The organism is Microbacterium sp. che218 (assembly GCF_040436305.1).
Taxonomy (GTDB): domain Bacteria; phylum Actinomycetota; class Actinomycetes; order Actinomycetales; family Microbacteriaceae; genus Microbacterium; species Microbacterium algihabitans.
The window spans coordinates 1,516,336-1,540,553 of record NZ_AP031501.1; the positions used below are offsets into that span (position 1 = coordinate 1,516,336).

Annotated in this window: 17 protein-coding genes; 12 read left to right on the top strand and 5 right to left on the bottom strand. The window is 69.7% G+C overall.

Features of this window, described 5'->3' with window-relative positions; genetic code table 11:
• Nucleotides 1-188: 188 nt before the first annotated feature.
• The 6 genes from ABXS86_RS07075 to ABXS86_RS07100 all read left to right on the top strand — a co-directional run bounded on the left by ABXS86_RS07075 (nt 189) and on the right by ABXS86_RS07100 (nt 8,762).
• Entirely contained in the window at nt 189-1,730 is a 1,542-nt protein-coding gene (locus ABXS86_RS07075) for an AAA family ATPase (RefSeq protein WP_353666067.1), read from the top strand.
• A 116-nt stretch (nt 1,731-1,846) separates the two neighbouring features.
• Complete coding sequence (locus ABXS86_RS07080) at nt 1,847-2,395, top strand: HNH endonuclease (RefSeq protein WP_353666068.1); 549 nt, start codon at nt 1,847-1,849, stop codon at nt 2,393-2,395.
• A gap of 333 nt (nt 2,396-2,728) precedes the next feature.
• Nucleotides 2,729-4,108: an MFS transporter gene (locus tag ABXS86_RS07085; protein ID WP_353666069.1), complete on the top strand. Its 1,380-nt coding sequence runs from the start codon at nt 2,729-2,731 to the stop codon at nt 4,106-4,108.
• Between the two features lie 4 nt (nt 4,109-4,112).
• Nucleotides 4,113-6,305: a molybdopterin oxidoreductase family protein gene (locus ABXS86_RS07090; protein WP_353666070.1), complete on the top strand. Its 2,193-nt coding sequence runs from the start codon at nt 4,113-4,115 to the stop codon at nt 6,303-6,305.
• Nucleotides 6,298-7,863 carry an FAD-dependent oxidoreductase gene (locus ABXS86_RS07095; protein WP_353666071.1) on the top strand — a complete coding sequence of 522 codons (1,566 nt, stop codon included), beginning with the start codon at nt 6,298-6,300 and terminating at the stop codon, nt 7,861-7,863. Before ABXS86_RS07090 ends, ABXS86_RS07095 begins: the two co-directional genes overlap by 8 nt.
• A 266-nt stretch (nt 7,864-8,129) precedes the next feature.
• Nucleotides 8,130-8,762: a LysE family translocator gene (locus ABXS86_RS07100; RefSeq protein WP_353666072.1), complete on the top strand. Its 633-nt coding sequence runs from the start codon at nt 8,130-8,132 to the stop codon at nt 8,760-8,762.
• Nucleotides 8,763-8,955: 193 nt separating this feature from the next.
• On the opposite strand, the gene ABXS86_RS07105 is transcribed toward ABXS86_RS07100, so the two are convergent.
• Nucleotides 8,956-10,437, bottom strand: coding sequence for an FAD-dependent oxidoreductase (locus tag ABXS86_RS07105; protein WP_353666073.1), 1,482 nt, complete (start codon nt 10,435-10,437; stop codon nt 8,956-8,958).
• Between the two features lie 200 nt (nt 10,438-10,637).
• On the opposite strand from ABXS86_RS07105, the gene ABXS86_RS07110 reads away from it, so the two are divergent.
• The 4 genes from ABXS86_RS07110 (at nt 10,638) to ABXS86_RS07125 (ending at nt 15,168) form a co-directional block, all read left to right on the top strand.
• The gene (locus ABXS86_RS07110) at nt 10,638-11,306 is read left to right on the top strand and encodes a TetR/AcrR family transcriptional regulator (RefSeq protein ID WP_353666074.1); all 669 of its coding nucleotides are present in this window, start codon (nt 10,638-10,640) and stop codon (nt 11,304-11,306) included.
• 220 nt (nt 11,307-11,526) lie between these two features.
• Entirely contained in the window at nt 11,527-12,768 is a 1,242-nt protein-coding gene (locus ABXS86_RS07115) for an acyl-CoA dehydrogenase family protein (protein WP_353666075.1), read from the top strand.
• Between the two features lie 178 nt (nt 12,769-12,946).
• The gene (locus ABXS86_RS07120) at nt 12,947-14,119 is read left to right on the top strand and encodes an AI-2E family transporter (protein WP_144829336.1); all 1,173 of its coding nucleotides are present in this window, start codon (nt 12,947-12,949) and stop codon (nt 14,117-14,119) included.
• Between the two features lie 5 nt (nt 14,120-14,124).
• Nucleotides 14,125-15,168, top strand: coding sequence for an ATP-dependent DNA ligase (locus ABXS86_RS07125; protein ID WP_353666076.1), 1,044 nt, complete (start codon nt 14,125-14,127; stop codon nt 15,166-15,168).
• Between the two features lie 498 nt (nt 15,169-15,666).
• On the opposite strand, the gene ABXS86_RS07130 is transcribed toward ABXS86_RS07125, so the two are convergent.
• Nucleotides 15,667-16,944 carry an MFS transporter gene (locus ABXS86_RS07130; protein ID WP_353666077.1) on the bottom strand — a complete coding sequence of 426 codons (1,278 nt, stop codon included), beginning with the start codon at nt 16,942-16,944 and terminating at the stop codon, nt 15,667-15,669.
• Between the two features lie 55 nt (nt 16,945-16,999).
• Between ABXS86_RS07130 and ABXS86_RS07135 the strand changes: the two genes are divergently transcribed.
• A complete protein-coding gene (locus tag ABXS86_RS07135; RefSeq protein ID WP_353666078.1) occupies nt 17,000-17,950 on the top strand; it encodes an ArsR/SmtB family transcription factor in 951 nt (316 codons plus the stop codon).
• On the opposite strand, the gene ligD is transcribed toward ABXS86_RS07135, so the two are convergent.
• Nucleotides 17,947-18,972, bottom strand: a complete 1,026-nt coding sequence (gene ligD, locus ABXS86_RS07140) for a non-homologous end-joining DNA ligase (protein WP_353666079.1) — start codon at nt 18,970-18,972, stop codon at nt 17,947-17,949. The genes ABXS86_RS07135 and ligD overlap by 4 nt on opposite strands.
• Before the next feature lie 373 nt (nt 18,973-19,345).
• Here ligD and ABXS86_RS07145 point away from each other — a divergent pair, with 373 nt between their 5' ends.
• Entirely contained in the window at nt 19,346-19,972 is a 627-nt protein-coding gene (locus ABXS86_RS07145; protein WP_353666080.1) for a DUF1684 domain-containing protein, read from the top strand.
• A 196-nt stretch (nt 19,973-20,168) separates the two neighbouring features.
• Here the strand turns inward: ABXS86_RS07145 and ABXS86_RS07150 are convergent, their stop codons facing one another.
• Nucleotides 20,169-21,278: an SseB family protein gene (locus ABXS86_RS07150; protein ID WP_353666081.1), complete on the bottom strand. Its 1,110-nt coding sequence runs from the start codon at nt 21,276-21,278 to the stop codon at nt 20,169-20,171.
• A 352-nt stretch (nt 21,279-21,630) separates the two neighbouring features.
• Nucleotides 21,631-24,066, bottom strand: coding sequence for an ATP-dependent helicase (locus ABXS86_RS07155; RefSeq protein WP_353666082.1), 2,436 nt, complete (start codon nt 24,064-24,066; stop codon nt 21,631-21,633).
• Nucleotides 24,067-24,218 lie beyond the last annotated feature (152 nt).

Below are 24,218 nucleotides of genomic sequence, written 5' to 3' on the forward strand. Positions count from 1 at the left end.
TGATGAAGCTACGGGATGCCGCGGGGGGTGGGCGATCTGGGGCGTAGTGGGGCGTAACAACGCGGGAGTCGAGGTGTGCGTCTCCCGAAAGATGCTTTGCGATCAACTGCGGCTCCGAACGCTCACCTCGCCGCGCTCCGCGCGGAAAGATCCGACTCGGGCGCCGAACCACCAGTTAGGGTCAGCTCATGGACTGGAGCACAACAGGAGCAGCTGCACGCGCAATTCTCACAGCCCTGTTGCGGTACTCATACCCGGTTGACAGTCAATCGCTGCTACAGACGGCCAATGAGAATACCCCCGACTGGGACAGTCGAGAGAACGCATTGCGCGAAAATTACCAGGCTCTGGATCTTCTGGAGAGATTGAACCTAGTCACGCAACCAGACGGTGCAAGTTATCAAGTCACACCGGCGGGCCGGAATGCGAGCATCCAGGATCTACCATTTTGGTTGGCGCTGTTAGACAGTCCAGTGGTGAAGGAGTGGGCCGCCGTTGAGGATCTTCGAGAGGCATCAGCTCGAGGCCGATGGACACGCGGCGCGAATACTTTTCGGCGACTTGAGTTGCACAACTGGCGCCAATTCGAAGACGTTGGAGTGGACTTCCATCCTCGATTAACCATCCTGACAGGCGTGAACGGTGCGGGCAAGACCACATTGCTAAATGTCCTTGCCTCACATTTCAGTTGGCAAGCACAACTCATCTCCTCGCGAGCAACGCAATCCCCTGACGACGGAGTCGCGACGCGCGTAGGCTCTTTGTTCTATACGAATGGCGTAAAGACAGCCGTAAATGAACCTGCGATTACGCAAACCGGCATCAACTACCTGCAGCTCCCTTCGGCGCAGCAAGTGCCAGGGATCTTCATCTCTTCGCACCGCTCCATAAGTGGCTATCAGGCACTAGAACATCTGCCTGCTAAGTTCTCAAGCTCCGACACCCTCTTGAGTCAGTTTGCAAGCGAGATCAAGTCTCGGTACTCAGGGAGCAACAGCAGGTTTTCGCCCACTTACCGCATGAAAGAAGCGTTAGTGGCCGCGGCAATGTATTCGTACGGCAATGCGGCCATTCGCGCTAACCCGGAGGCACGAGACGTGTGGGAAGGCTTTCAAGAGGTGCTTTCCAACCTCCTCCCGAAGTCAATGGCCTTTGATCGCCTTGTGGTTGAGGAGGGCGACGTCTGGATGGAGACCGCGTCAGCGCGGTTCCCTATTGAAGCAGTTTCAGGCGGGGTCAGCGCGATGCTGGAGCTCGCCTGGCAAATTTTCCTAAGGGGTCGCGATTCCGAATCGTTCACAGTTTGCATAGACGAACCAGAGAACCATCTGCACCCCGAACTCCAGCGCGAAATAGTCCCGGCCCTGTTGGAAGCCTTTCCAAGAGCGACATTTATTGTGGCCACCCATTCTCCGTTCGTGGTAACTGGATCACCCGATAGTTATGTGTATGCGCTCCAAACCGGAGAGGGCGGAAGGGTAACCCCACGGCAAGTGAACGGCTTCAAGGCATCCGGAACTTCTGATGAAACTCTCATGGGCGTACTGGGGCTGCAGACTCCACTTCCCCTCTGGGCCGAAGAGCGTTTACGTGATGCGATAGCCGCCGTACCTGCAGACCCGTCTGCGGAAGATCTCCGGCGACTCCGCGGTGAGCTGAAGGCCGCAGGGCTGGGTGACCAATTCCCCGCCGCTGTGGACGCGCTGAGACCGAGTGGCGGCCTCGAGTGATACAAATCCGCCGGGGACCTCGACCGCGCTGGATTGAACAAAACCAGTCTAGCAAAACGGAGGAATACATAATCGCCCCCGCCGGCGCCAAACCATCTCCGTGGCGTGCATCAGAAGTGATTTCGGCACTGAAATCAGACTGCCACTCAAAATGCATGTATTGCGAAGGTCGGATAGATGATGTCGCCTATTCCGCGGTCGAGCACATCGCCCCAAAGGAGCGTTTCCCTGACCTCATACTCGAGTGGGAGAACCTGGGACTAGCGTGCACGCGATGCAACACCAACAAGGGCGCTTATTGGACAGAAGATCCAAGTCTCAAAATCCTCAATCCCTACTCTGATGAGGTTGGTGAGCATCTGAGTTTCGCGGGACCGATGCTCGTTCCTGCAGCAGGGAGCAAACGGGGCGCCAACACTATTCGAAAACTCAAGTTCAACGAGCGCACCGATCTTCTCATCAGCAAGTTCTCGGCTATTCAGGAGTTGCACGACAGGATTGAGCGTTGGGCCAGCGAGACGAATGTCGAATTGAGGGAGCTTTATGAAGAGGATTTACGTGACGCATTGAACCCTTCACGTGAATTCGCTGCCACATTGATAGCTCATGCCCGGGCAAATGGCTATCCGGTAACCGACTCACCCCGCTCAACCTCTCCTCACTAGTCAAAATGCGGCCTGTGAAGATTTCACGATCGACGGTCAGGCAGTCACCCAACGTTGCAGTAGCGCGCCGCCGGGCATTAGCGGCAGTTATCCCAGAACGTCCCCTGCCCGGAACCTGTCTCGTTTCAGAGCACGGTCGCTCGAGCGTCATCCCGGAAGAATGTAACGCCCACGTAAACTCCCCCTCTCCCTTCCCCCCCTCCACCGGTGAGCCAGTCGTTACCTCCCCGCCCCCGACGACGCCGTCCCGGGTAATCCCTCCTCCCTACGCTGGCGGCACGTCCCGCCCATGCGGGGCGCTGCACCTCCCCGCATCGCCCACCGGAGGACTCCGTGACCGTCACCGACCCGCGCCCCGAAACCGCCCACGCGCCCGTAGCGGACAGCACCCTGAAGCACCGCCCCGGCCGCTGGATCGACAACTGGAACCCCGAAGACACCACGCAGTGGAATGCCGAGGGCAAGGCCATCGCCGCCCGCAACCTGCGGTGGTCGATCTTCGCCGAGTTCCTCGGGTTCGTCGTCTGGCAGCTGTGGTCGGTCGTCGTCGTCTCGCTGCCGGCGGCGGGCTTCCAGCTCTCGACCGGTGAGATCTTCTGGCTCATCTCCATGCCGAGCCTCGTCGGCGCGACACTGCGCATCCCCTACACGTTCATGGTTCCGCGCTTCGGCGGCCGCAACTGGACGATCGTCTCGGCCGGCCTCCTGCTCATCCCGAGCATCGGACTGGCGATCGCGGTCAGCAACCCCGCGACCCCCTTCGGCGTCCTCCTGCTGATTGCGGCCCTCGCCGGCTTCGGCGGCGGAAACTTCGCCAGCTCGATGTCGAACATCACCTTCTTCTACCCGGCAGCGCAGAAGGGCTGGGCGCTCGGACTCAACGCCGCCGGCGGCAACCTCGGCGCCTCGGTCGCTCAGTTCGTCGTCCCCATCGTTATCACCGTCGGCGCCGCCGCGACCCTCAACCTGCCCCTCGCAGGTCTCATCTGGGTGCCGCTGATCCTCGTCGCGATGGTCGGCGCCTACTTTCGCATGGACAACCTCTCCGCTGCCAAGGCCGACATCGCGGCATCCCTCGCCGCTCTGAAAGAGCCGCACCTGTGGATCCTCGCCGTCCTCTACATCGGAACCTTCGGCTCGTTCATCGGCTTCGCGGGCGTCTTCCCGAAGCTGCTCGCCGACACGTTCCCCGACTTCAAGGGCATCGCGATCGGCACCGCGACCGTCACCCTCGCCTTCCTCGGCGCCCTCGTCGGCTCGCTCGCCCGGCCCTACGGCGGCAAGCTCGCCGACCGCTTCGGCGGCACGGTCATCACGATCGGTGCATTCACGGTGATGGGCCTCGGCATCCTGAGCGTGATCCTCACCCTGCCGACGCAGAACTTCGCGATCTTCCTGCTCTGCTTCCTCGTGCTGTTCGCGGCGGCGGGCATCGGCAACGGCTCGACCTACCGCATGATCCCGACGATCTTCGCCCTCCGTTCCAACGGCGGCATCGGCGCGCAGCGCAAGGCCGCCGCGGCCCTCGGCCTCATCTCGGCGATCGGCGCCTACGGCGGCTTCTTCATCCCGCAGGTGCTCGGCTTCTCGAAGACCACGTTCGGCTCGTACGTGCCCGCCCTCGGCAGCTTCGTCGCGGCCTACGTGATCTTCCTCGCCCTCACCGCAGGCGTGTACCTGCGGATGTCCAAGAAGACCGGCACCCGGATCTGACGCCATGAGCTCCGCCGACACCCACTGCCCCTACTGCGCGCTGCAGTGCGCCATGACCGTGAGCCACGCCTCCTCCACAGGCGAGAAAGCCACCACGGTCACCGGCCGCGACTTCCCCACCAACCGGGGAGGACTCTGCGCGAAGGGCTGGACGTCGGCGGAGCTCCTCGCGTCTCCCCAGAGACTCCGGATGCCGTTGCTCCGGCGTCCCGACGGCACCCTCGCCGAGACCACCTGGGAGAAGGCACTGGATGCCGTGGCCAGGGCCTTCCGCGACACGAAGGCCACCCACGGCCCCGACGCGAACGCCATCTTCGGCGGCGGCGGACTCACCAACGAGAAGGCCTACCAGCTCGGCAAGTTCGCCCGCGTCGCCCTCGGCACCTCGCGCATCGACTACAACGGCCGCTTCTGCATGTCGTCGGCGGCAGCGGCATCCAATCGCGCCTTCGGAATGGACCGGGGCCTGCCGTTCCCGGTCACCGATCTCGACGACGCCGCGACGATCCTGCTCCTCGGCTCCAACGTCGCCGCGACCATGCCGCCCTTCCTCGCCCACCTCGCCGGGGCACGAGCGGCGGGTGGTCTCATCGTCGTCGACCCGCGCCGCTCGGCCACCGCGCGCCTCACCGAAGACGGCGCCGGCACGCACCTGCAGGCGGCTCCCGGAACCGACCTTCCGCTGCTGCTCGGCCTCACGCACATCGCGATCGCCGAGGGTCTCGCCGACCGCGCCTATATGGAGGTGCGCACGAGCGGGTTCGACGCCCTCCGCCGCAGCGTCGCGCAATGGTGGCCCGAGCGGACGGCATCCACCACCGGAGTCCCCGTCGCCGACCTCCGCGCCACCGCGCGCCGCCTCGCCGCGGGACGCGCGTTCATCCTCACCGGACGCGGCGTCGAGCAGCACGTCGACGGTACCGCCACCGCGACCGCCGCGATCAACCTCGCCCTCGTACTCGGCCTCGTCGGCCGCGAGGGCTCGGGCTACGGCACGCTCACCGGCCAGGGCAACGGACAGGGCGGACGCGAGCACGGCCAGAAGGCCGACCAACTCCCCGGATACCGCTCCATCCGCGACCCCGACGCCCGCCAGCACGTCGCCGGAGTCTGGGGCGTCGATCCGGATGAGATCCCGGATGCCGGCATCCCGGCCACCGCCCTGCTCGGCGAACTCGGCGGGCCCGTCAAGACGCTGCTGGTCGCGGGTTCGAACGTCGTCGTCTCGGCGCCCGACGTCGACGCCGTTCGCGCGCGGCTCAACGCCCTCGACACCCTGATCGTCTGCGATTTCTTCCTCTCCGAGACCGCGGAGCTCGCCGACATCGTGCTGCCGGTGCTGCAGTGGGCCGAAGAAGAGGGCACGATGACCTCGCTCGAGGGCCGGGTGATCCGCCGGCGGCGCGCGCTGCCGGGACCCGACGGCGCGCGCAGCGAGCTGTGGATCATGGCCGAGATCGCGCGGCGTCTGGGCGCGGCATCCACGTGGTCGATCGATCCGGCCGAGGTCTTCGACGAACTCGCCCGCGCGTCGGAGGGCGGCATCGCCGACTACTCCGGCCTCTCGCACGCGCTGCTCGACACCGGCATCGAGGCGTACTGGCCGTACCGCTCGTCGGGGACACCGCGTCCGTTCGCGGAGCGTTTCGCTCACGCCGACGGCCGCGCGCGGCTCGTCCCCGTCGAGGCCACTCCCCCGGCCCCGATCGACCGCGGCGCCGACCTCACCCTCACCACGGGCCGCTATCTGCAGCAGTACCAGTCGGGTACCCAGACCCGCCGCGTGACCGAGCTCCACGAAGCCCGCCCCGAGGCGCGGCTCGAGATCCATCCGGCGACGGCGTCTCGCCTCGGCATCCGCGACGGAGTCCTCGTCGCCGTCTCGAACGCGCGCGGCACCGTGCGTGCGCGGGCGAGCGTGACCACGGATATCCGCCACGACACGGTGTTTTTGCCGTTCCATTACGCGGGCGACGAGTGCGCCAACCGCCTGACCGGGGCCATCGTGGACCCGACCTCGGCAATGCCCGAGTTCAAGCGCACGCGGGTTCGGGTCGAGGCGATTCCGGATGCGACGACCCCGCCCACCCCGCACGCCGCGGCCTCGCCGGTCGTCGTGGCGGAGCACCCGGGGGTCGCGCCCCCGCTCGTCGGCGTCGCAGGGACCCGAAGCACCCAGGAGGAGACCCATGTCTGAGCGTGTGGTGCTGGTGGGCTACGGCCCCGTCGGGGCGCGGCTGGTCGAGGGGCTCCTGCCCGCCGTGCGCGAGGGGCGGATCGACCTCACCGTCGTCGGCGCCGAACCGCACGACGTCTACAACCGCGTGCTGCTCGCCGAGTACGCCGTCGGCCGCACCGACCGCGACGGGCTCGACATGAGCGATCGCCGCGTCGCCGAAGACGCGGGTGTGCGGTTCGCGCTAGGGACGACGGTGGTCGGCGTCGACCGCGACCGCCGGGTGGTGCGCCTGCACGACGGCATCCGGGTCCCCTACGACCGACTCGTGCTCGCCACCGGTGCGCGGGCGAACGTGCCCACGCTCGCCGGACTCGAGCGGGCGCAGCGGCACCGATCCGCGCGGCCGGCGGATCCCTCCGCACTGGATCAGGGAACCGCGCCGCTCCCCCGCGGCGTCGTGGCCCTGCGCGACCTCGCCGACGCCGAGCACGTGCGTGCGGCGGTCTCGGCGGGTCAGCGCATCGTCGTGCTCGGCGCGGGAGTGCTCGGTATGGAGCTCGCCCTCGCCGCCGCCGAAGCGGGAGCCGAGGTGGTCGTCGCGTATCACTCGGCCGCCCCCATGAACCGGACGCTCGATGAGAACGGCGGACGCGTGCTCGCCTCGGCGGCGAGCGCCGTGGGCGTCGAGATGATGCACCACGCGCGTGCCGAGAGCATCGTGCAGCGCTACGACGACCACGGTCAGGCCTGGTTCGACGGACTCGTCTGCGCCGACGGCAAGGTGCTCGCGGGCGACCTGCTGGTGTTGTCGTGCGGCGTCGGGGCGCGGACGGAGCTCGCGTCGCTCTGCGGTCTCGCCACCTCGGCCGGCGTGCTGGTGGACGCGTCGTCGCGCTCGTGGACCGATCCGAACGTCTTCGCGATCGGCGACTGCGCGCACGTCGCCGACCCCGCGGATGCCGAGCCCGACGGTCGCGTGCCCGGCGGCCCGAGCGGACTCGTCGGTCCCGGCTGGCGGCAGGCCGACCGCCTCGCGGCTCTGCTGTCGTCGGGGGTCGTGGGACCCATCGCCGTCGAACGCCCCGGCGTCGTCATGCTCAAGGCCGAGGGCATCGACGTGGTCGCCGGAGGCGCGGTCGACGCCGATCCGTTCTCGCACGCTCCCGGATGCCACGGCCCCCAGGTCACGCTCTGGGCCGACCCCGCGCGCGGCGCGTACGTGAAACTCGTCACCGTCGAGGGCGTGCTGACCGGCTTCGTCGCGGTCGGGATGCCGCGGACCGGCGCCGAGCTCACGCTGCTGTTCGAGCGCGGGTCGGAGCTGCCCGCCGACCGCTCATCGCTGCTGCGCCTCGACGCCGCGGGTGCCGGAATGCCCGCCGTCGGCGACCCGTTCGCCGCGGATGCGACCGTGTGCTGGTGCAACGGGGTGAGCGCGGGGGCGATTCGCGAGGCCGTCGCCGCGGGCGAGCCGACGGTCGCGTGCGTGAAGTCCGCGACCCGCGCCGGCACCGGCTGCGGCGGCTGCGTCGGGCGGATCACTGAGCTGCTGGCCCGCGAGGCCGTTCCGGCGTAGGGCCGCGGCTCATCCGCCGCGGCCCGCCAAACGCCCACCTCACTTGCCGGATATGGCTGCCCGCGCACCCCACACCGACCATTGGCGGCAAATAAACCGCCGCAGCCCGCCAAACGCCCGCCTCACCTGCCCCAAATGGCTGCCCGCGCACCCCACACCGACCATTCGCGGCAATTCAACCGCCGCAGCAGCGAGGTCGCGGCATCCGGAATCTCCTCATGACCGCCCGTCACGACCCCGAAGCGCGACGGCAGTACAGTTCACGCATGCCTCCGATCGAGACCCTCTTGGCGTTCGTCGCCGCGTCGGTCGTGCTCATCGTCATCCCGGGTCCGGGAGTGCTGTTCGTCATCGGCCGATCGATCGCCCTCGGTCGTCGCGCGGGACTGCTCAGCGTGGTCGGCAATGCCCTGGGGAACATCCCCGCGATCCTGGCCGTGGCCTTCGGAATCGGCGCGCTCGTGGCGTCTTCGATCGTGGCCTTCACGGTCCTGAAGGTCGTCGGCGCGGCGTACCTCGTGTGGCTCGGCATCCAGGCGATCCGTCACCGCCGCGATCACGTCGCCGGTCCCTCGCGCGCCCCCGCCTCACGCTGGACGTTGCTGCGCCAGGGCTTCGTCGTGGGCGTCACCAACCCCAAGACGATCGCGTTCTTCGTCGCCGTGCTGCCGCAGTTCGTCGACCCGCACGCGGGAGCCGTGTGGCTGCAACTTCTCGCGCTGGGCGTGATCTTCCAGGCGCTCGCCCTGGTCTGCGACTCGACCTGGGCACTGGCCGCCGGCACCGCCCGCACCTGGTTCGCCGGATCCCCGAAGCGCCTGTCTGCCCTCTCGGGCACCGGCGGGGTCATGATGATCGGCCTCGGCGGCGCGCTCGCGCTCACCGGCGCGAAGAGCTGACGCGGGCGTCGCACCGGGCGCTGGTCGCGTGACCGGGCACGGCTCGTCTCACCGGACGCGAAACGTCCCACCGGGCGCGGCTCTCGCGAGACTGCTTCTCGCTGACAACTCCGCGTCACCCTGCAACGCAGTTGTCAGCGAAGTGCAGTCTCGGCGCCCAGGGCGGCCCACTCCGACGCGGCCCGGCGCAGCCTCAGCGCCCCCGCACACCCAGATCGGTGGATGCCGCGCCCTCCAGCCGCGTGCCGTCGGGGGCGTAGCGCGAGCCGTCGACCGGGCTGTCCCACGAGCGTTCCGCATCGTTCCAGGTGAGCGGGGCCGGGGCGACGATCGCGCGCGTCTGCCCGTCGACCGTCGAGACCGCCGCCGTGCGCAGGCCCTGGCGCGACACGACTCCCGCGCCCTCGGCCGGTCGCTTGACCGGCGCGGGGGTGGCGTCGGCGAAGGCTTCCGCCACGACCGACGCGCGGCGTCCGGCTTCGCCGATCCCCCGACCCAGGTCGGCGGGAACGGTCATGCGCGTGCCCATCGTGCGCATCCAGCGCGGGCGGTCGCGCCACGACACCCCGCGGATCTCGTCGCTCAACCGCATCGCCGCCGCCGGGGCGTTCGTCAGGCCCCACCCCGCGTATCCGGTGGCGAAGCGCAGGCGGCCGAGGCCCCGCGGCATCCCGCCGACGAAGGGAACGAGGTTGTGCGACTGGTAGTCCTGCCCCGACCAGCGCGCGAGCTCCGCCCCGACAGGAAGCGTCCGCCGCGCCCACGCGGCGAGTGCTTCGGCGAGCGCGACCTCCGACGAGGCGGACCCCACCGGATGCCGTGCCCCGGTCACGATGAGAGCGGCACGTCCGAACGACGAGGGCGCGGCCACGATGCTGCGTCCCTCAGCGCCGACCTCGCTCCACATGCCTCCCGGCGTCTCGGCATCCGCGTCCATCTCGAACGCGATCGCCCACGATCGCAGGGCTCGCGTCTTCAGGTCGTAGAGCCCGCGGCGCGTGATGGGTGTGCCGGTCGCCAGCACCACGGTGTCGCCGAACAGCGTGCCGTGGTCGGTGTCGGCCCGCCCCTCGGGGAGCACGCTCACATCGCTGACGCGGACGCCGGTGTGCAGGGTCGCCCCCGCGGCGAAGGCCGCGCGGGCGAGCGTGTGCGCGAGCCGCACCGGGTCGAGCGCCAGCTGATCGTCGAGGGCCACTGCCCGCACCGGAGTGCGTCCGCCGAAGTCGCTCGGGCTGTCCTCGCGGATGGCGAGGCCCGCCTCTCGCGCGGCGTCGCGCACAGCGTCGAGGGCGACGTCGGTCGCGAGGCCTCGACCGAAGGTGAACGAGGTGCGGCGATCGGCATCCGCCCCCGCCTTCTCGACGAGCCACTCCTGCCCCGCCCGGTTCGCCTCGACGTAGGCCCGCACGAGGGTGGCGGGGTGATGCGCGCGCAGGGCCGCGAGGGTCGACCCCTGCAGCACGGATGCCATGCCCACCGACGCCCCGGTCGCCCCCTGACCCACGTCGCCCGCGTCGACCACCGCGACGTCGACTCCCGCCTCGGCGAGCATGACGGCGGTCGACAGGCCCGTGATCCCGGCCCCGACGATGACGACGTCGTGCCGCCCACCGTCCTTCAGGGGTGCCGTCTCGACGGACGCGGAATCGGTGTGCCACAGGGAGGACGTCATCCTTCCATCCCACTCCGGATGCCGGCGCAACAGCATCCGCTTGCCTCCGCGGCCCCGATCGTCTACCCGTCCTCCCCACCCGGCGGATTCCTCGCGTGAGGGTCGATCCGTGTCGCCTCGGAGCGTTCTCGGCGACACATCTCGACCCCTCACGCACGGCGGCGCGGGCCGCGCACCCACCCCGCGGATAGGCTCGACGCGTGACCGACAACGCCGCTCCCACGAGTCGAACGGCCGTGGTGGCCGCGGCCATCGACCTCTTCGTCGAGCACGGGTACGACCAGACCTCGGTCGAGCAGATCGCCCAGGCCGCGGGAGTGTCGCGTTCGACGTTCTTCCGGCAGTTCGGCGGCAAAGAAGACGTCGTGTTCGCCGACCACGAGGTGCTCATCGCCGAGACCCGCGCCTACCTCGCCCAGCCGCACGACGACCCCTGGGCCGCGGTGTGCGAGGCCTCGGTGCGGGTGTTCCGTCACTTCGCGGCCGACCCCGAGGTCGCACGGCGGAGGTACGCGATCGTGCGGCAGGTTCCGGGGCTGCGCGACCGCGAGATCATCACGGTCTTCCGCTACGAGCGCCTGTTCGACGAGTACCTGCGCGAGGCGCTCCCCGGTCTCGACCCGCTCGACGCCGTCGGGTTCTCGGCCCTCGTGACCGCCGTGCACAATCACGTGCTGCGCCGTCTCATGCGCGGCGCCCGGGTGCCGGCATCCGTTCTGCGTCGTGCCCTCGACGACGTGCTGCGCCGCTACGGCGTGCACCCCGACGGCGACGATTCCGCCGGCGACGACCTCATCGTCGCCGCGTTCCCCCGCCGCATGCCCGCGGCAGAGGTCACGCGGCGCCTGGGCGCGACGCTCGGCGACTGAGGCGCGGGGCCGGCGCTCGGCGCTCGGCCCTTTGGGGTCGCGAGACTGCATCTCGCTGACAACTGCGTTGCAGCCTGACACCGAGTTGTCAGCCGGATGCAGTCTCGCGCTCTCGAGGCACGCTCGGCGTCCCGGCGACCCGGAATGCTCCACCCGAGCGTTCGCCCCGAGTGCCCGCTCGGCGTGACACTCGGTCCCGACATCCGCGATACTGGGAACCATGACCATCGACGCCGATGCCCGCACGCTCCCCGGAGAGCGCGTCGCCCACTACGACCTGCTCGGTCGCCGCGACACCGACTACTACGCGGTGTTCGCCGACATCCCCGACGCCGACCGCGCCGTGTGGGACACCGCGAAGGCCTTCGCCGACGAGGTCGGCACGCGCATGCAGGGTGAATGGGATGCCGCGAGCTACCCGATCGACCTGGTGAAGCGCATGGGCGAGCTCGAGCTGTTCACCGACGGCATCGAGCACAACGAGCTGCCGTACACCTCGTCCCTGGCGGCGGGGCTGGTCAACATGGAGATCTCGCGTCACGACGGCTCCCTCGCCACCGCCCTCGCCGTGCAGGGCGGGCTCGCACTGCGGACGCTGGCGTTCTACGGCTCGCCCGAGCAGCAGCAGCGTTGGCTGAAGCCGCTCGCCGACGGCACGGTTCTCGGCGCTTTCGCGCTGACCGAGCCCGACCACGGCTCCGACTCCGTCTCGCTCGAGACGACGGCGACGCGCACGGCCGACGGCTGGTCGCTCAGCGGCACGAAGAAGTGGATCGGCAACGGCGCCTCCGGCGGCATCACCTTCGTGTGGGCGCGTGTCGAGAACGAGGGCGGCGACGACCACGGCAACGTGCGCTGCTTCCTCGTCGAGCAGGACACCCCCGGCTACGTCGGCACCGTGATCACCGGAAAGGTGTCGCTCCGCGGCATCCACCAGGCTCATATCGCGATGGACGACGTGCGTCTTCCCGCGGATGCCGTGCTGCCCGGTACCCACACCTTCAAGGACGCGTCGGTCGTTCTCTTCGCCACGCGCTCGGGTGTCGCGTGGTCGGCGCTCGGTCACGCGACCGCCTGCTACGAGATCGCGCGGACGTATGCCACCGAGCGCATGCAGTTCGGTAAGCCCCTCGCGAAGTTCCAGATGGTGCAGGAACGCCTCGCCCAGATGCTCGACGAGCTCACCGCGATGCAGCTCTACTGCCGCCGTCTCGCCGACCTCGAGTCGTCCGGCGGCCTGCGACCCACCCAGGCATCGCTGGCGAAGTACCACAACACCCGCGCCGCACGCCGGGTCGCCGCGATCGCCCGTGACCTGCTCGGCGGCAACGGCATCCTGCTCGAGAACGGCGTCATGCAGCACATGGCCGACATCGAGGCGATCCACACCTACGAGGGCACCGAGAGCGTCCAGGCGCTCCTGCTCGGCCGCGACATCACGGGCATGAGCGCGTTCGTCTGATCCCGGATGCCGCGACCCCGGCGGCCCGATCGCTTCGGCCGGGGCGCGGGTCATTGCACGGTCCGCGCTTGGCCGCCTGCGCGGAACGGCGCGGGCCTCGGCGTCCGTCGTCCTATCCGCCGCCCGGGGACGGCGCAACCTCCGCACCCATGTCGGAGGCCCCCGCTACCTTGTGAGCATGGGCCTGTTCTCTCGTCATCCCGCGCCTCGCGACGCCGTCAACTCCGTCGCGCAGGCCGTTCAGACTCCGCCGAAGAGCCTCTGGGCCGACGGGTTCGGCCGTTTGGCGGTGCGGGCCGTGCAGATCATCGTCGTCGTGATCCTCGTCGCGGGGCTCATCTGGGGCATCCAGCAGGTGACGCTCGTGGTCATCCCCCTCGTGCTGGCCCTCATCTTCGCGTCCGCCTTCGGGCCGGTCACCATGTGGATGCGCCGCAAGGGCGTGCCCTCGGTCATCGCGACGCTGCTCACGCTGCTGGCCGTCGTCGTGGTGCTCGCCGCGCTCGGCTGGCTGGTCGCCAACGCCGTCATCAACCAGTGGGACTACCTCAGCTCGCAGGCCGTGCAGGGCTTCGAGCAGGCGCAGGACTGGTACCACACGCTGCCGTTCGCGATCTCCCAAGACCAGGTCAACCAGGCGATTCAGGGCATCCAGGGCTTCGTCACGAGTTCGTCCTTCGGCACCGGTGCGCTGGCGGGCGTGAGCGCGATCGCCTCGTTCGTGACGGGCTTCGTGCTGATGGTCGTCATCCTCTTCTTCTTCCTCAAAGACGGCCCGCGCATGTGGGAGTTCGTCCTTCGTCCGTTCCACGGCAGCGACTACGAGCGGGCGCGCCGCATCGGCGACAAGACCGTGACGGTCCTCGGCTCGTACGTGCGCGGCACGGCGTCCGTCGCTGCCGTCGACGCGATCGGCATCGGCATCGGACTCGCGATCCTGCAGGTGCCGCTCGCCCTGCCGCTGGCCGTGCTCGTCTTCCTGCTCGCGTTCATCCCGATCGTCGGTGCGGTCACCGCCGGCATTCTGGCGGCGCTCGTCGCCCTGGTGACCAACGGCCCGATCGTGGCCCTGATCGTCGTCGGAATCGTCGTGCTCGTGAACCAGCTCGAGGGCAACTTCCTCCAGCCGGTGCTCATGGGGCGCTCGATGAAGCTGCACTCGTTCGTCGTGCTCGTCGTGCTGGCCGGCGGTACCGCGATCGGTGGCATCCTCGGCACCCTGCTGGCCGTACCGTTGACGGCCGTGGTCTGGGGCATCATCACCGTCTGGAACGGCCCCGACAAGCCGGCCGAGTGGGCGCGCCGCAAGAAGCGCAAGAACCCCGTGCCTCTGGCGGGCGACGAGAGCTGACAGCCATGCCGTACGACATCCCCGCACCGATGCTGGCGAAGTCGGTGCCCGAGGTTCCGGAGCACGCCAAGGTCGAGGGTGGCTTCAGCTACGAGCCCAAGTGGGACGGCTTCCGCGCCCTGATCTCGTGGGACGGCACCGATGTCGAGATCGGCAGCCGCGGCGCCAAGCCGCTGACGCGGTACTTCCCCGAGCTGGTGGCGGCGTTCGCCGAACTGCTGCCCGAGCCGTGTCTCATCGACGGCGAGGTGGTCGTCGCTCGTGACGCCGAGGGCGGCCAGCGTCTCGACTGGGAGGCGTTGTCGCAGCGCATCCACCCCGCGGCCTCGCGCGTGAACATGCTCGCCGAAGAGACCCCGGCCATGTTCATCGCGTTCGATCTGCTCGCCCGGGGCGACCGCGACCTGCAGTCGGAGCCGTTCTCCGAGCGGCGCGCCCAGCTCGAAGACCTGCTCGGCGCCGTGCCGCACCCCGTGCACGTCACGCGCACGACTGACGACCCCGACCTCGCGCGCCGCTGGCTGGCCGAGTTCGAGGGCGCGGGCCTCGACGGCGTGATCGCCAAGCCCCTCGCCCAGCCCTACGCGCCGAACAAGCGCTCGATGTTCAAGATCAAGCACGCTCGCACAGCCGACGTGGTCGCCCTCGGCTACCGCATCCACAAGTCGGGCGAGGGCGTGGGCTCGCTGCTCGTCGGCCTGTACGACGACGAAAGCCGTCTGCACGGGGTCGGCGGCGTCTCGGCGTGGACCGACAAGCGTCGCAAAGAGCTGATCGACGAGCTCGCTCCCCTCGTGGAGCGCGACGCCGACGGCGGGGCCGTAGTCGGCGAGACCGACCGCTCGCGCTTCTCGGCGTCGAAAGACGTGTCGTTCGTGCGGCTGCGTCCCGAGCTCGTGCTCGAGGTGCGCTACGACCAGCTCGAGGGCATGCGCTTCCGCCACACGGTGCAGTTCGACCGCTGGCGCCCCGACCGCGACGCCCGCTCCTGCACCTTTTCGCAGCTCGAGACCGTCACCTCGTACGACTTGGGCGACGTGCTCGACTGAGGGCGGCGGCTCGCCGAGCTGGCGGTGCGCCCGGGGCGTGGCATCCGCCCCCGCTTTCGCGTGACGCGGCCGCGCGCGTCACGAGAACAGGCGATGTCACGAGAACAGGCTGAATCCGGCGCAATCGTCCTGTTCTCGACGCAGTCGCCTGTTCTGGTGACACCGGCGGCGGGCAGCCCCCGCTCGCGAGTGGCGCGGCCACGCGCCGCGCGCGTCACGAGAACAGGCGATGCCACGAGAACAGGCTGAATCCGGCGCAATCGTCCTGTTCTCGACGCAGTCGCCTGTTCTGGTGACACCGGCAGCGGGCAGCCCCCGCCCCCGCCCGGCGCGGCGGCGCGCCGCGCGCGTCACGAGAACAGGCGATGCCACGAGAACAGGCAGGAGAACCGGCGCAATCGTCCTGTCCTCGACGCAGGTGCCTGTTCTGGTGACACCGAGCGGCATCCCCCGTCGGCTGGGTGACCCCGAGCGGCGCCCAGGGTCAGCCGCGTCGGCTCATCGGATCGACGCGGCATCCGCCTCCCGTGCCGCCCGCCGAGCGATCACGACTACGCCCGCCGACGCCCCGGCGAACATCGCGGCGAGGATCGCCCACCCGCCCGTGCCGAGGTCGATCGCGGTGAGCGTCACGACCGCGGGCGCGATCATCGCGCCGACCGCGTACCCGGTGCCGTAGACGCCCTGGTAGCTGCCCATCCGCTCCTGCGGGGCGAGGTCGAAGCTCAGGCTCCAGCCCGCGGCGCTCGACATGATCTCGGCGAGCGAGTGCATGACGGCGGCCGCCAGGAGCACCACGATCACCAGTGTCGCGGGACCCCACCCGTCTCCGCCGACCCACCCGGCACCCGCCCACAGCGCGCACGCCGCGACCATGAGCCACCCGGCTCGCGTCATCGCACGTCCCGCGCCGGCGAAGGTTCCGGTCCCGCGGCTCATCCGCACCTGCAGGAGCACCACGACGATCGTGTTGACCAGCAGGAGCGGACTCACGACCACGTCGGCGGCGATCGTGTGCGAGACGACCCACAGCGGAACCCCGATCTCGAACACCCCGAACTGGATGCCGAAGACCCCCATCAGGGCGGTCAGCCACAGGAACCGGGGGTCGCGGTAGGGGCTCCGGCCCGCGGGAGCGGGGGCATCCGACGCGGGCTCGGCGACCGCCACGTCGACGCGCGCCGGATCCAGACCGGCCACGAGCACGGCGGATGCGAGGAAGAGCGAGCCGGCGACGGTCATCGTCAGGTGGAAGGCGAACGGCGTGCCGAGCGCGAGGGGAACGGCGGCGACCGTCGTGCCGACGCCGATACCGATGTTCGTGACGGTTCGCATCGTGGCGCGGATGCGCACGCGATCCTCGCCGCGGAACGCCCGTCCGACGACGGAGGAGCGCACGCTGCCGCCGCCCTGCTGGGCGAGCAGCACCAGCGAGGCGACGACCACGATCGTGGGCAGATCGCGCACGAACAGGTAGCCGATGAGGGCGGTCCCCTGCACGATGTGCAGCACGACGAGCATCGTCCGCGCGCTGAAGCGATCGGACAGGTGCCCGAACACGAGCGAACTCGCGACACCGACCGCGCCGGCGATCGTGAGCCCGATCCCAACCGTGACCGGCTCGAGGCCCACGATGAGCGTGAGGTAGAGCGTGGTGAGAGTGAAGAACGCACCGCGACCGAGGGTGTCGACCAGGGTGATCGTGAGCAGACGGCGGAGCGTCCGGTCCGTCTGCACAAGGGTTCTCAGGGGGACGGTGGGGATCGTGCTGGTCACGTCTCCATTGATCCAGGCACGGCGGGGCCGTTCAATCGATGTAGCGTGGGGCTTCATGATCCGATACGAGTTGGATGCTGCCGACATCTCGGCCATCCGCTTCGGCATCTCGCCGTTGTCCGAGCTTGGACTCGGTCTGCGCGCACTCTCGCATCCCGACGGCTACCCCCTGCAGCGTCCGTGGCTCGAGCGGATCGCGTCGGTGCGCCCGCTGCTCGATCTCGAGGTGCTGCTCGCGCTCGTCAACGACCGCAAGTGGACCGCCGACTTCGTGAACCCTCGGCCGGCTTCTCCGCTTACCTCGCTCGACGACGAGCTGACCGCGCTCGGACGCATCACGCGCGCCCACTTCACGACCGACCTCGAGCGCGTGCACGGAGAGGTACCCGCCGTGTTCCGTGGCCGGCACGACCTCGTCATCGCCCGCCTGCAACGCGCCCTCGCCACCGCGTGGGACCTGTGCTTCGCCCCGCACTGGGCGCGCATGAGCACCGTGCTGCGCGCCGACATCGCGTACCGTGGCCGCATCGCCGCCCAGGCCGGGATGGGCACCGTGCTCAACGGCCTCTCGGATGCCGCCCGCTACGACGGCCGCCACCTCGACGTGCGGCTGTGGAACCCCGAAATCCGCCGTCGCCCGGTGCGCGGCGACGGGCTCACTCTCGTCCCCTCCATCTTCACGGTCCGCGTCTCGACCCCTATCGACGACGACCTGCCACCCACCGTCATGTACCCCGCCCGCGGCCAGGGAGCGATGTGGTCGACGAGCGGCCAGCCCGCACCCGATGCCGTGTCCGACCTGCTGGGTCGCACGCGCGCGACGTTGCTCGCGGCGCTCGGCGAACCGGCATCCTCCACCGACCTGGCCCTGCAGCTCGGGGTGTCGACCTCCGCGATCAACCAGCATCTGCGCGTGATGGAGCGCGCGGGACTCCTCAACCGCGCGAGATACGGCCGCGCGGTGCTGTACTACCGCAGCGCCGCGGGCGACGCACTGACCCCCTAAGCGCCCGGCGTCTTCGCCCGCGAGGGCTGCACGCGCGGCGGCTCCCCCGGCATCTTCGGAAACTCGGGCGGGAACGGCAGCTCGCCCAGACCGTTGTCGAGGTCGCGCTGCCACCACTCCAGCAGGGTGTCGACGCGTCCGGGCTTGTCCGCGAACCCCTTCCACGGATCACCGACGGATGCCAATCGCTCGGGGATCGAGCGCACGGTGAACGCGAGCGGGTCGAGGTCGTCGAGCTCGTCCCAGGCCACCGGCGTCGACACGGTCGCGGTCGGCAGCGCTCGCGGCGAGTACGCCCCCGCCATGGTGCGGTCGCGGTTCGCCTGGTTGAAGTCGACGAAGATCCGCTCGCCGCGCTCCTCTTTCCACCAATTGGTGGTCACGGCATCCGGCATCCGTCGCTCAAGTTCACGTGCCGCGGCGATGACCGCGTGCCGCACGTCGAGGAACTCGTGCGTCGGCTCGATCGGGCAGAACACGTGCAGGCCGCGGTTGCCGCTCGTCTTGATCCAGGGCTCGAGCCCCGCTTCGCGCAGCACCGCGCGCAGCTCGTGGGCGGCGGTGACGGCGTCGGCGATGCCCGTGCCCGGCTGCGGGTCGAGGTCGATGCGCAGCTCGATCGGGTGATCGGGGTCGGTCGCGAGCGACGCCCACGGATGGAACACGATCGTGTTCATCTGCGCCGCCCACACCGCCGACGCGATCTCGCCGAGGAAGAGCTGCGGATGCCGGCGCCCGCTGTTGTACGTCACGGTCACGGCCTCGACGAAGTCGGGCGCGCCCTTCGGCGGGTTCTTCGAGAAGAAGGCCTCACCCCCGACGCCCTCGGGGAAGCGCTCGAGCGACACCGGCCGGTGCCCGTTCGCCGCGATGAAGGGATCGGCGACGGCGATCAGGTACTCGGCGAGCTCGCGCTTGGTGATCCCGACCTCGGGCCACAGCACGCGGTCGGGGTTCGAGATGCCGACCTCTCGCTCGCCCTCGGGTCCCGGAACGGTCAACGTGATGCGGGGGGATGCCATGACCCGACGCTAGTGCGCGGGCCGGGGCCGTGTCTGCCCCGTTGCGAGCGCTCGGGTGGGGTGACGCTGCAGTGGGACGTCGCTGCCATGGGGCGCCTGCCGTTCCGGGGCGCGCTTCGTGGCCCCGGGGCGACAGAAATGGCCCCGGGGCCACCTACGCACAGCACCTGGACGCTCCGTGGCGCCCTCGCTCGGCCCGGGCACCGCATCCGAGCCCCTGGGCCACACCGCATCCGGCGCGGATCGGGGCGCCATCCGTGGCCCCGGGGCGACAGAAATGGCCCCGGGGCCACCTACGCACAGTGCCCAGACGCCCGGCGACACGCGTGTCCAGCCCGAGCCGCGGCATCCGGCACCGTCCTACGCTCGAGGCATGACCACCGCTGCTGGCCGCACCGCCCTGGATATCGTCGACTGGCGCCGCCGCGTTTTCGCGCTGTACGACGCGGTGCGCGAGGCCGACGACCCTGAGGACGCGCACGAGCTCTGGCGCATCGAGCGCGATGCGCTGTTCGCCGATCATCCCGCCACTCCCCTGCTTCCGGAGCAGCGGGACGGGTTCGACGGCCTGCCCCTGGCTCCCTACGACGCCGCGTGGCGTTTCGAAGTACCTCTGCTCGACGCCGACGAGGCATCGTTCGTCGCGACGACGGGCACCGACGGCGAGGTCGGCTTCGAGAGGATCGGCCGGGTCGAGCTCCCCGACACCGGCTCCCTCGACGTGTGGCGCCTCACCTCGTACGGCGGTGGCCTGTTCGTGCCGGTTCGCGATGCGTCGGCCGGACGACCGGGTGGAACCTACGGCGGCGGACGCTACCTGCTCGACACGATCAAGGGCGCCGACCTGGGCACGGGTTCCGCGCCGGACACGCTCGTGATCGACTTCAACTTCGCCTACAACCCGTCGTGCGCGTACGACCCGATGTGGGCCTGTCCGCTCGCGCCGTCGGGCAACGTGCTTCCGGTCACCGTGCCCGTGGGCGAGCTCTACGGCGTCTGAGCGGTCACCACTCCGGAGAAACGGCCCCACTCGGGCCGGAACACCGCGGCGGCGGCACCGCTCGGCGGATCTCCGGAGTTGCGCACGGGCGCGCCCACGGACCGCAAGCGTAGCGCCCGCACGCTCGCGGACCGACGGCTCCGGCGTGGAGAGGCCGCGAGGCCGACGGCTGCGCCGGCCCCACGGCATCCGGAACCTACGAAGCGGGCGTCTCGTCGACCTCGGCAAGGGCGATGAGCGGCGCGAGCTCGTCGCGGGTCATGCGGATCCACGGGCCGGCGGCGTCGATCAGGATGCCGGTGAGCCCGCCGTCGGTGGCCAGTGCCTTCGACAGCTGGGCACGCTTGATGGGCAGCGGCTGGTCGCCGCGACCGAGGGCCAGCAGCTCGAGCGGGTGCGTGAAGACCTCGAGGAAGCGCTCGCCCGCAGCCGACCGCGACTCGGCGACGCCGATGGGGCCGTCTTCGCCCGCGCGGTTGACGGCGATCCACAGGGGCGCGTCGGCGATGATCGCGTCGACGATGGCGCCGGGCGTCTCGTCGCCGCGGGTCTCGCACAGCAGGGTCTTGATGCGCAGTTCGGGGTCGGCCTCGGCGACCATGCGCTCGAGCAGGGCCGAGGGGAGCACGGCGCGGTGCTCCTCCGACGCGGGGTCGAGGATGATGCCCGCGTAGGGTCCGGCGAGCACGTGCCGCAGGAGCGCCATGATCGGCTGGCCCATCGCCGAGGTGTCGCGATCGCCGTCGGCCTCGACACTCGCACGCAGCGCGAGTCCGCCCGTGTACGCGAGCACGAGCTGCTCGTCACCGCGGTTCGCGACGGCTAGCGGCAGGTCTTTGCCCTCAGCCACGAGGGCGCGCGCGTCGCCCTTCACCCGCAGGAACACGTGCCCCTGCAGCAGCTGACGAGCGACGTTGAGCAGCTGGTTGGGCTCCGGCTGACCGTTGACCTCGGCGAGGGCGTTGCCCAGCAGCACGTTGTCGCGCAGACCCGGAACCGTTTCGGGAGCCTCCGGCGCCTCCATCGCTCCGGGCTGGCGCGCCGAAGGGCGGTCGGCCACCGGCGGGGCGTTGGTCAGCTGGGGTGCTGCCTCCGGGGCGGCGCCGACGCCGCGGAACGACGACATCGAGATGCCGACGGTCGGAGTCGCCTGAGCAGGGGCCGCGTCCGCGGAATCCGTTGCGGGAGCGGCGTCGCTCGGACCGGCAGGATCGACGGGCTGTTCGCCCGGCTCGATCGCGGAGTCGGGACGGGCGGCCGATGCGTCGTCGGAGTCGGACTTCTTGCGGCGCGAGAAGAGAGCCATTGTTTCAGCCTAGCCGGGGCGTTCCCTCGGGCGGTCCGCGGGGCGCGCGCCGTGTGGTCGGCGCGGCGGGCGTGGCGCGGGGTCGGCGGGGTTCGGGTGTGAGTGTGGGGCGGAGTCGGCGGGGTTGGGGTGTGGGTTTGGGGCGGGATCCGCAGCTCGGGGCGAGAATTCTCCGCCCCGAACGCAAGAACGCGCCCCAAACCCGGAGGCCCCAGGCCCGGCGCGGTCCGACCGCCACCGCGATGCCCCGGCGGCGCGCGCAAGCGCATGTTCCGGGCGGATTCCGCGACCCGGGGCGGATACTTCACGCCCCGAACGCAAGAATGCGCCCCAAACGGGGAGGCCCGGGCCGTCAGAGCTTGGTGATCGGCGCGATCTTGATGAGCAGCTTCTTCGGCCCGACCGAGTCGAACCGCACGTGCGCGACGCGCTTCGCGCCTTCGCCGGTCACGGCATCGACGCGGCCCTCGCCGAAGTCGTCGTGGCGGATGCGGTCGCCGGACGCGAGCTCCATGTCGCCGTTGTCGCGCACCTTCGCCGGGATGCGGTTGGGGAACTTGCTCGGATCCGCCGGCGCGCGCTTGGGCAGCGGCACCAGGTCGTCCCCGTAACGGTTGCCCCCGGCCCCGGGCTGGCCGGGACGCCGACCGCGGGCGTTGAGCGCGCGTGACTGCGAGCCTCCGCGACCGTTCACGTCGCCGGGAGACTGCCTCCAGTCGATGAGGTCGGCCGGGATCTCCTGCAGGAACCGGCTGGGCATCGCGACCGTCACCTCGCCGAACTGCGCGCGGGTCATCGCGAGCGAGACGTGCAGGCGCTTGCGAGCACGGGTGATGCCGACGTAGAACAACCGTCGCTCCTCCTGCGGACCGCCGGGCTCGTTGGCCGAGATGCGGTGCGGCAACAGGTCTTCTTCGACACCGGTGAGGAAGACCGCGTCGTATTCGAGGCCCTTCGCGGTGTGCAGCGTCATGAGCGACACGGATCCCGACGCGTCGTCGAGGTCGTCGGCGTCTGCCACGAGGGTGACCTCGGTCAAGAAGTCGATGATCGTGCCCTCGGGGTTGTTGCGCGCGAACTCGCGGGTCACGGCGACGAGTTCGTCGAGGTTCTCGAGGCGCGCCTCGTCTTGCGGGTCTTTGCTGGCGCGGAGGGCATCGAAGTAGCCGCTCTTGTTCAGCAGCAGCGTGAGGCCCTCGGTGACCGAGGTGGAGGGGGCGAGCTCTCCGGATGCCGGGAGCATGACCGCCGTAGCCTCGCTCAGCACCGCGTCGAGTTGGTCGATGGCCTTCTGCAGCTTCGGCCCGACGCCGATCTGGGCCGAGTTGGCGAGGGCGTCGCGGAAGGTGATGCCGTGCTCGGCGGCGTAGCGGGCGATCGCCGTCTCGGTGACGTCGCCGATGCCACGGCGCGGACGGTTGAGGATGCGGCGCAGCGCCATCGAGTCGGCGGGGTTCGCGACGGCGATGAGGTACGCGAGCGCGTCTTTGATCTCGGCGCGCTCGTAGAACTTGGTGCCGCCCATGATCTTGTAGGGCACCGCGGAGCGGATGAAAATCTCTTCCAGCGCACGGGACTGCGAGTTGGTGCGGTAGAACACCGCGACCCCGGAGTACGGCAGCCCCTTCTTGTGCAGCGCCTCGATCTCGTCGGCGACGAACTGCGCCTCGTCGTGCTGCGAGTAACCGGTGAAGCCAATGATGGGGTCGCCCGCGCCGACGTCGGTCCACAGCTTCTTGTCTTTGCGGTCGAAGTTGTTCGAGATGACCGCGTTCGCAGCCGAGAGGATGTTCTGCGTCGACCGGTAGTTCTGCTCGAGCAGCACGACCTTGGCGCCCGGGTAATCGCGCTCGAACTCGCTGATGTTGCGGATGTCGGCACCGCGGAACGCGTAGATCGACTGGTCGGAGTCACCGACGACGGTCAGCGAAGCGGCGTCTTCACCCGCGGGCTCCGCGTCGAAGATCATCATGCCGCCCGACGAGAACGGCTCGGCATCCGCCCCCGGTGCCCGGGTGAGCTCATGGATGAGCGCGTACTGCGCGTGGTTTGTGTCCTGGTACTCGTCGACCAGGATGTGCCGGAACCGCTTCCGATAGCGGTCGGCGACCTGCGGAAACGCGCGGAAGAGGTAGACCGTCTGCGCGATGAGGTCGTCGAAGTCGAACGCGTTGGCCCGCTGCAGCTCACGCTGGTACGAGCCGAAGATCTCGACGAACACGCGCTCGGCGGGGTCGCTCATGTTCGCGGATCGGGCGTACGACTCGGCATCCGCCAGCTCGTTCTTGAGCTTCGAGATGCGGCTCTGCGTGCCGGCCGGGGTGAGGCCGAACGAGTCGCCCTCGTGCTCTTTGACGAGTCGCTTGATGAGCGCACGAGAGTCGCCGGAGTCGTAGATCGTGAACGACTTGGTGAAGCCGAACTGCTCGGCCTCGCGCCGCAGAATGCGCACGCACGCCGAGTGGAACGTCGAGATCCACATGCCGTCGGCCTTCTGCCCGATGAGCTGGTGCACGCGCTCGCGCATCTCGCCGGCGGCCTTGTTGGTGAAGGTGATCGCGAGGATCTGACTCGGATACGCCTCACGCGTGCGCAGCAGCGACGCGATGCGACGCGTGAGCACACTCGTCTTGCCCGAACCCGCGCCCGCGACGATCAGCAGCGCCTGCCCGCGATAGGTGACGGCCTCGCGCTGCGGGCCGTTCAGTCCCTCGAGCAGGTCGGCGTCGGGACGGGCCGACGACGGCGCGGGGCCGTCGAAGATGAGTGGCGTGGAGGCATCGGTCATGGCGGATCAAGTCTAGGCGGGGCCTCCGACATCGGCCCCCGGGGGACCTCCCTCTCGCGGTTCGGTGCGCGCGGGGCGGCCCCGGGGCCACGTTCAACGCCCCGGGACCACGCCCGACGCCCCACACCCGCGCGGCAGGCCACGCGCAACGC

Excerpts from the sequence above, each read along its gene's own strand:
- ABXS86_RS07075 (WP_353666067.1), top strand. The coding sequence starts at position 189 with ATGGACTGGAGCACAACAGGAGCAGCTGCACGCGCAATTCTCACAGCC.
- ABXS86_RS07090 (WP_353666070.1), top strand. The coding sequence starts at position 4,113 with ATGAGCTCCGCCGACACCCACTGCCCCTACTGCGCGCTGCAGTGCGCC.
- ABXS86_RS07095 (WP_353666071.1), top strand. The coding sequence starts at position 6,298 with ATGTCTGAGCGTGTGGTGCTGGTGGGCTACGGCCCCGTCGGGGCGCGG.
- ABXS86_RS07100 (WP_353666072.1), top strand. The coding sequence starts at position 8,130 with ATGCCTCCGATCGAGACCCTCTTGGCGTTCGTCGCCGCGTCGGTCGTG.
- ABXS86_RS07105 (WP_353666073.1), bottom strand. The coding sequence starts at position 10,437 with ATGACGTCCTCCCTGTGGCACACCGATTCCGCGTCCGTCGAGACGGCA.
- ABXS86_RS07115 (WP_353666075.1), top strand. The coding sequence starts at position 11,527 with ATGACCATCGACGCCGATGCCCGCACGCTCCCCGGAGAGCGCGTCGCC.
- ABXS86_RS07120 (WP_144829336.1), top strand. The coding sequence starts at position 12,947 with ATGGGCCTGTTCTCTCGTCATCCCGCGCCTCGCGACGCCGTCAACTCC.
- ABXS86_RS07125 (WP_353666076.1), top strand. The coding sequence starts at position 14,125 with ATGCCGTACGACATCCCCGCACCGATGCTGGCGAAGTCGGTGCCCGAG.
- ABXS86_RS07135 (WP_353666078.1), top strand. The coding sequence starts at position 17,000 with ATGATCCGATACGAGTTGGATGCTGCCGACATCTCGGCCATCCGCTTC.
- ligD (WP_353666079.1), bottom strand. The coding sequence starts at position 18,972 with ATGGCATCCCCCCGCATCACGTTGACCGTTCCGGGACCCGAGGGCGAG.
- ABXS86_RS07145 (WP_353666080.1), top strand. The coding sequence starts at position 19,346 with ATGACCACCGCTGCTGGCCGCACCGCCCTGGATATCGTCGACTGGCGC.
- ABXS86_RS07150 (WP_353666081.1), bottom strand. The coding sequence starts at position 21,278 with ATGGCTCTCTTCTCGCGCCGCAAGAAGTCCGACTCCGACGACGCATCG.
- ABXS86_RS07155 (WP_353666082.1), bottom strand. The coding sequence starts at position 24,066 with ATGACCGATGCCTCCACGCCACTCATCTTCGACGGCCCCGCGCCGTCG.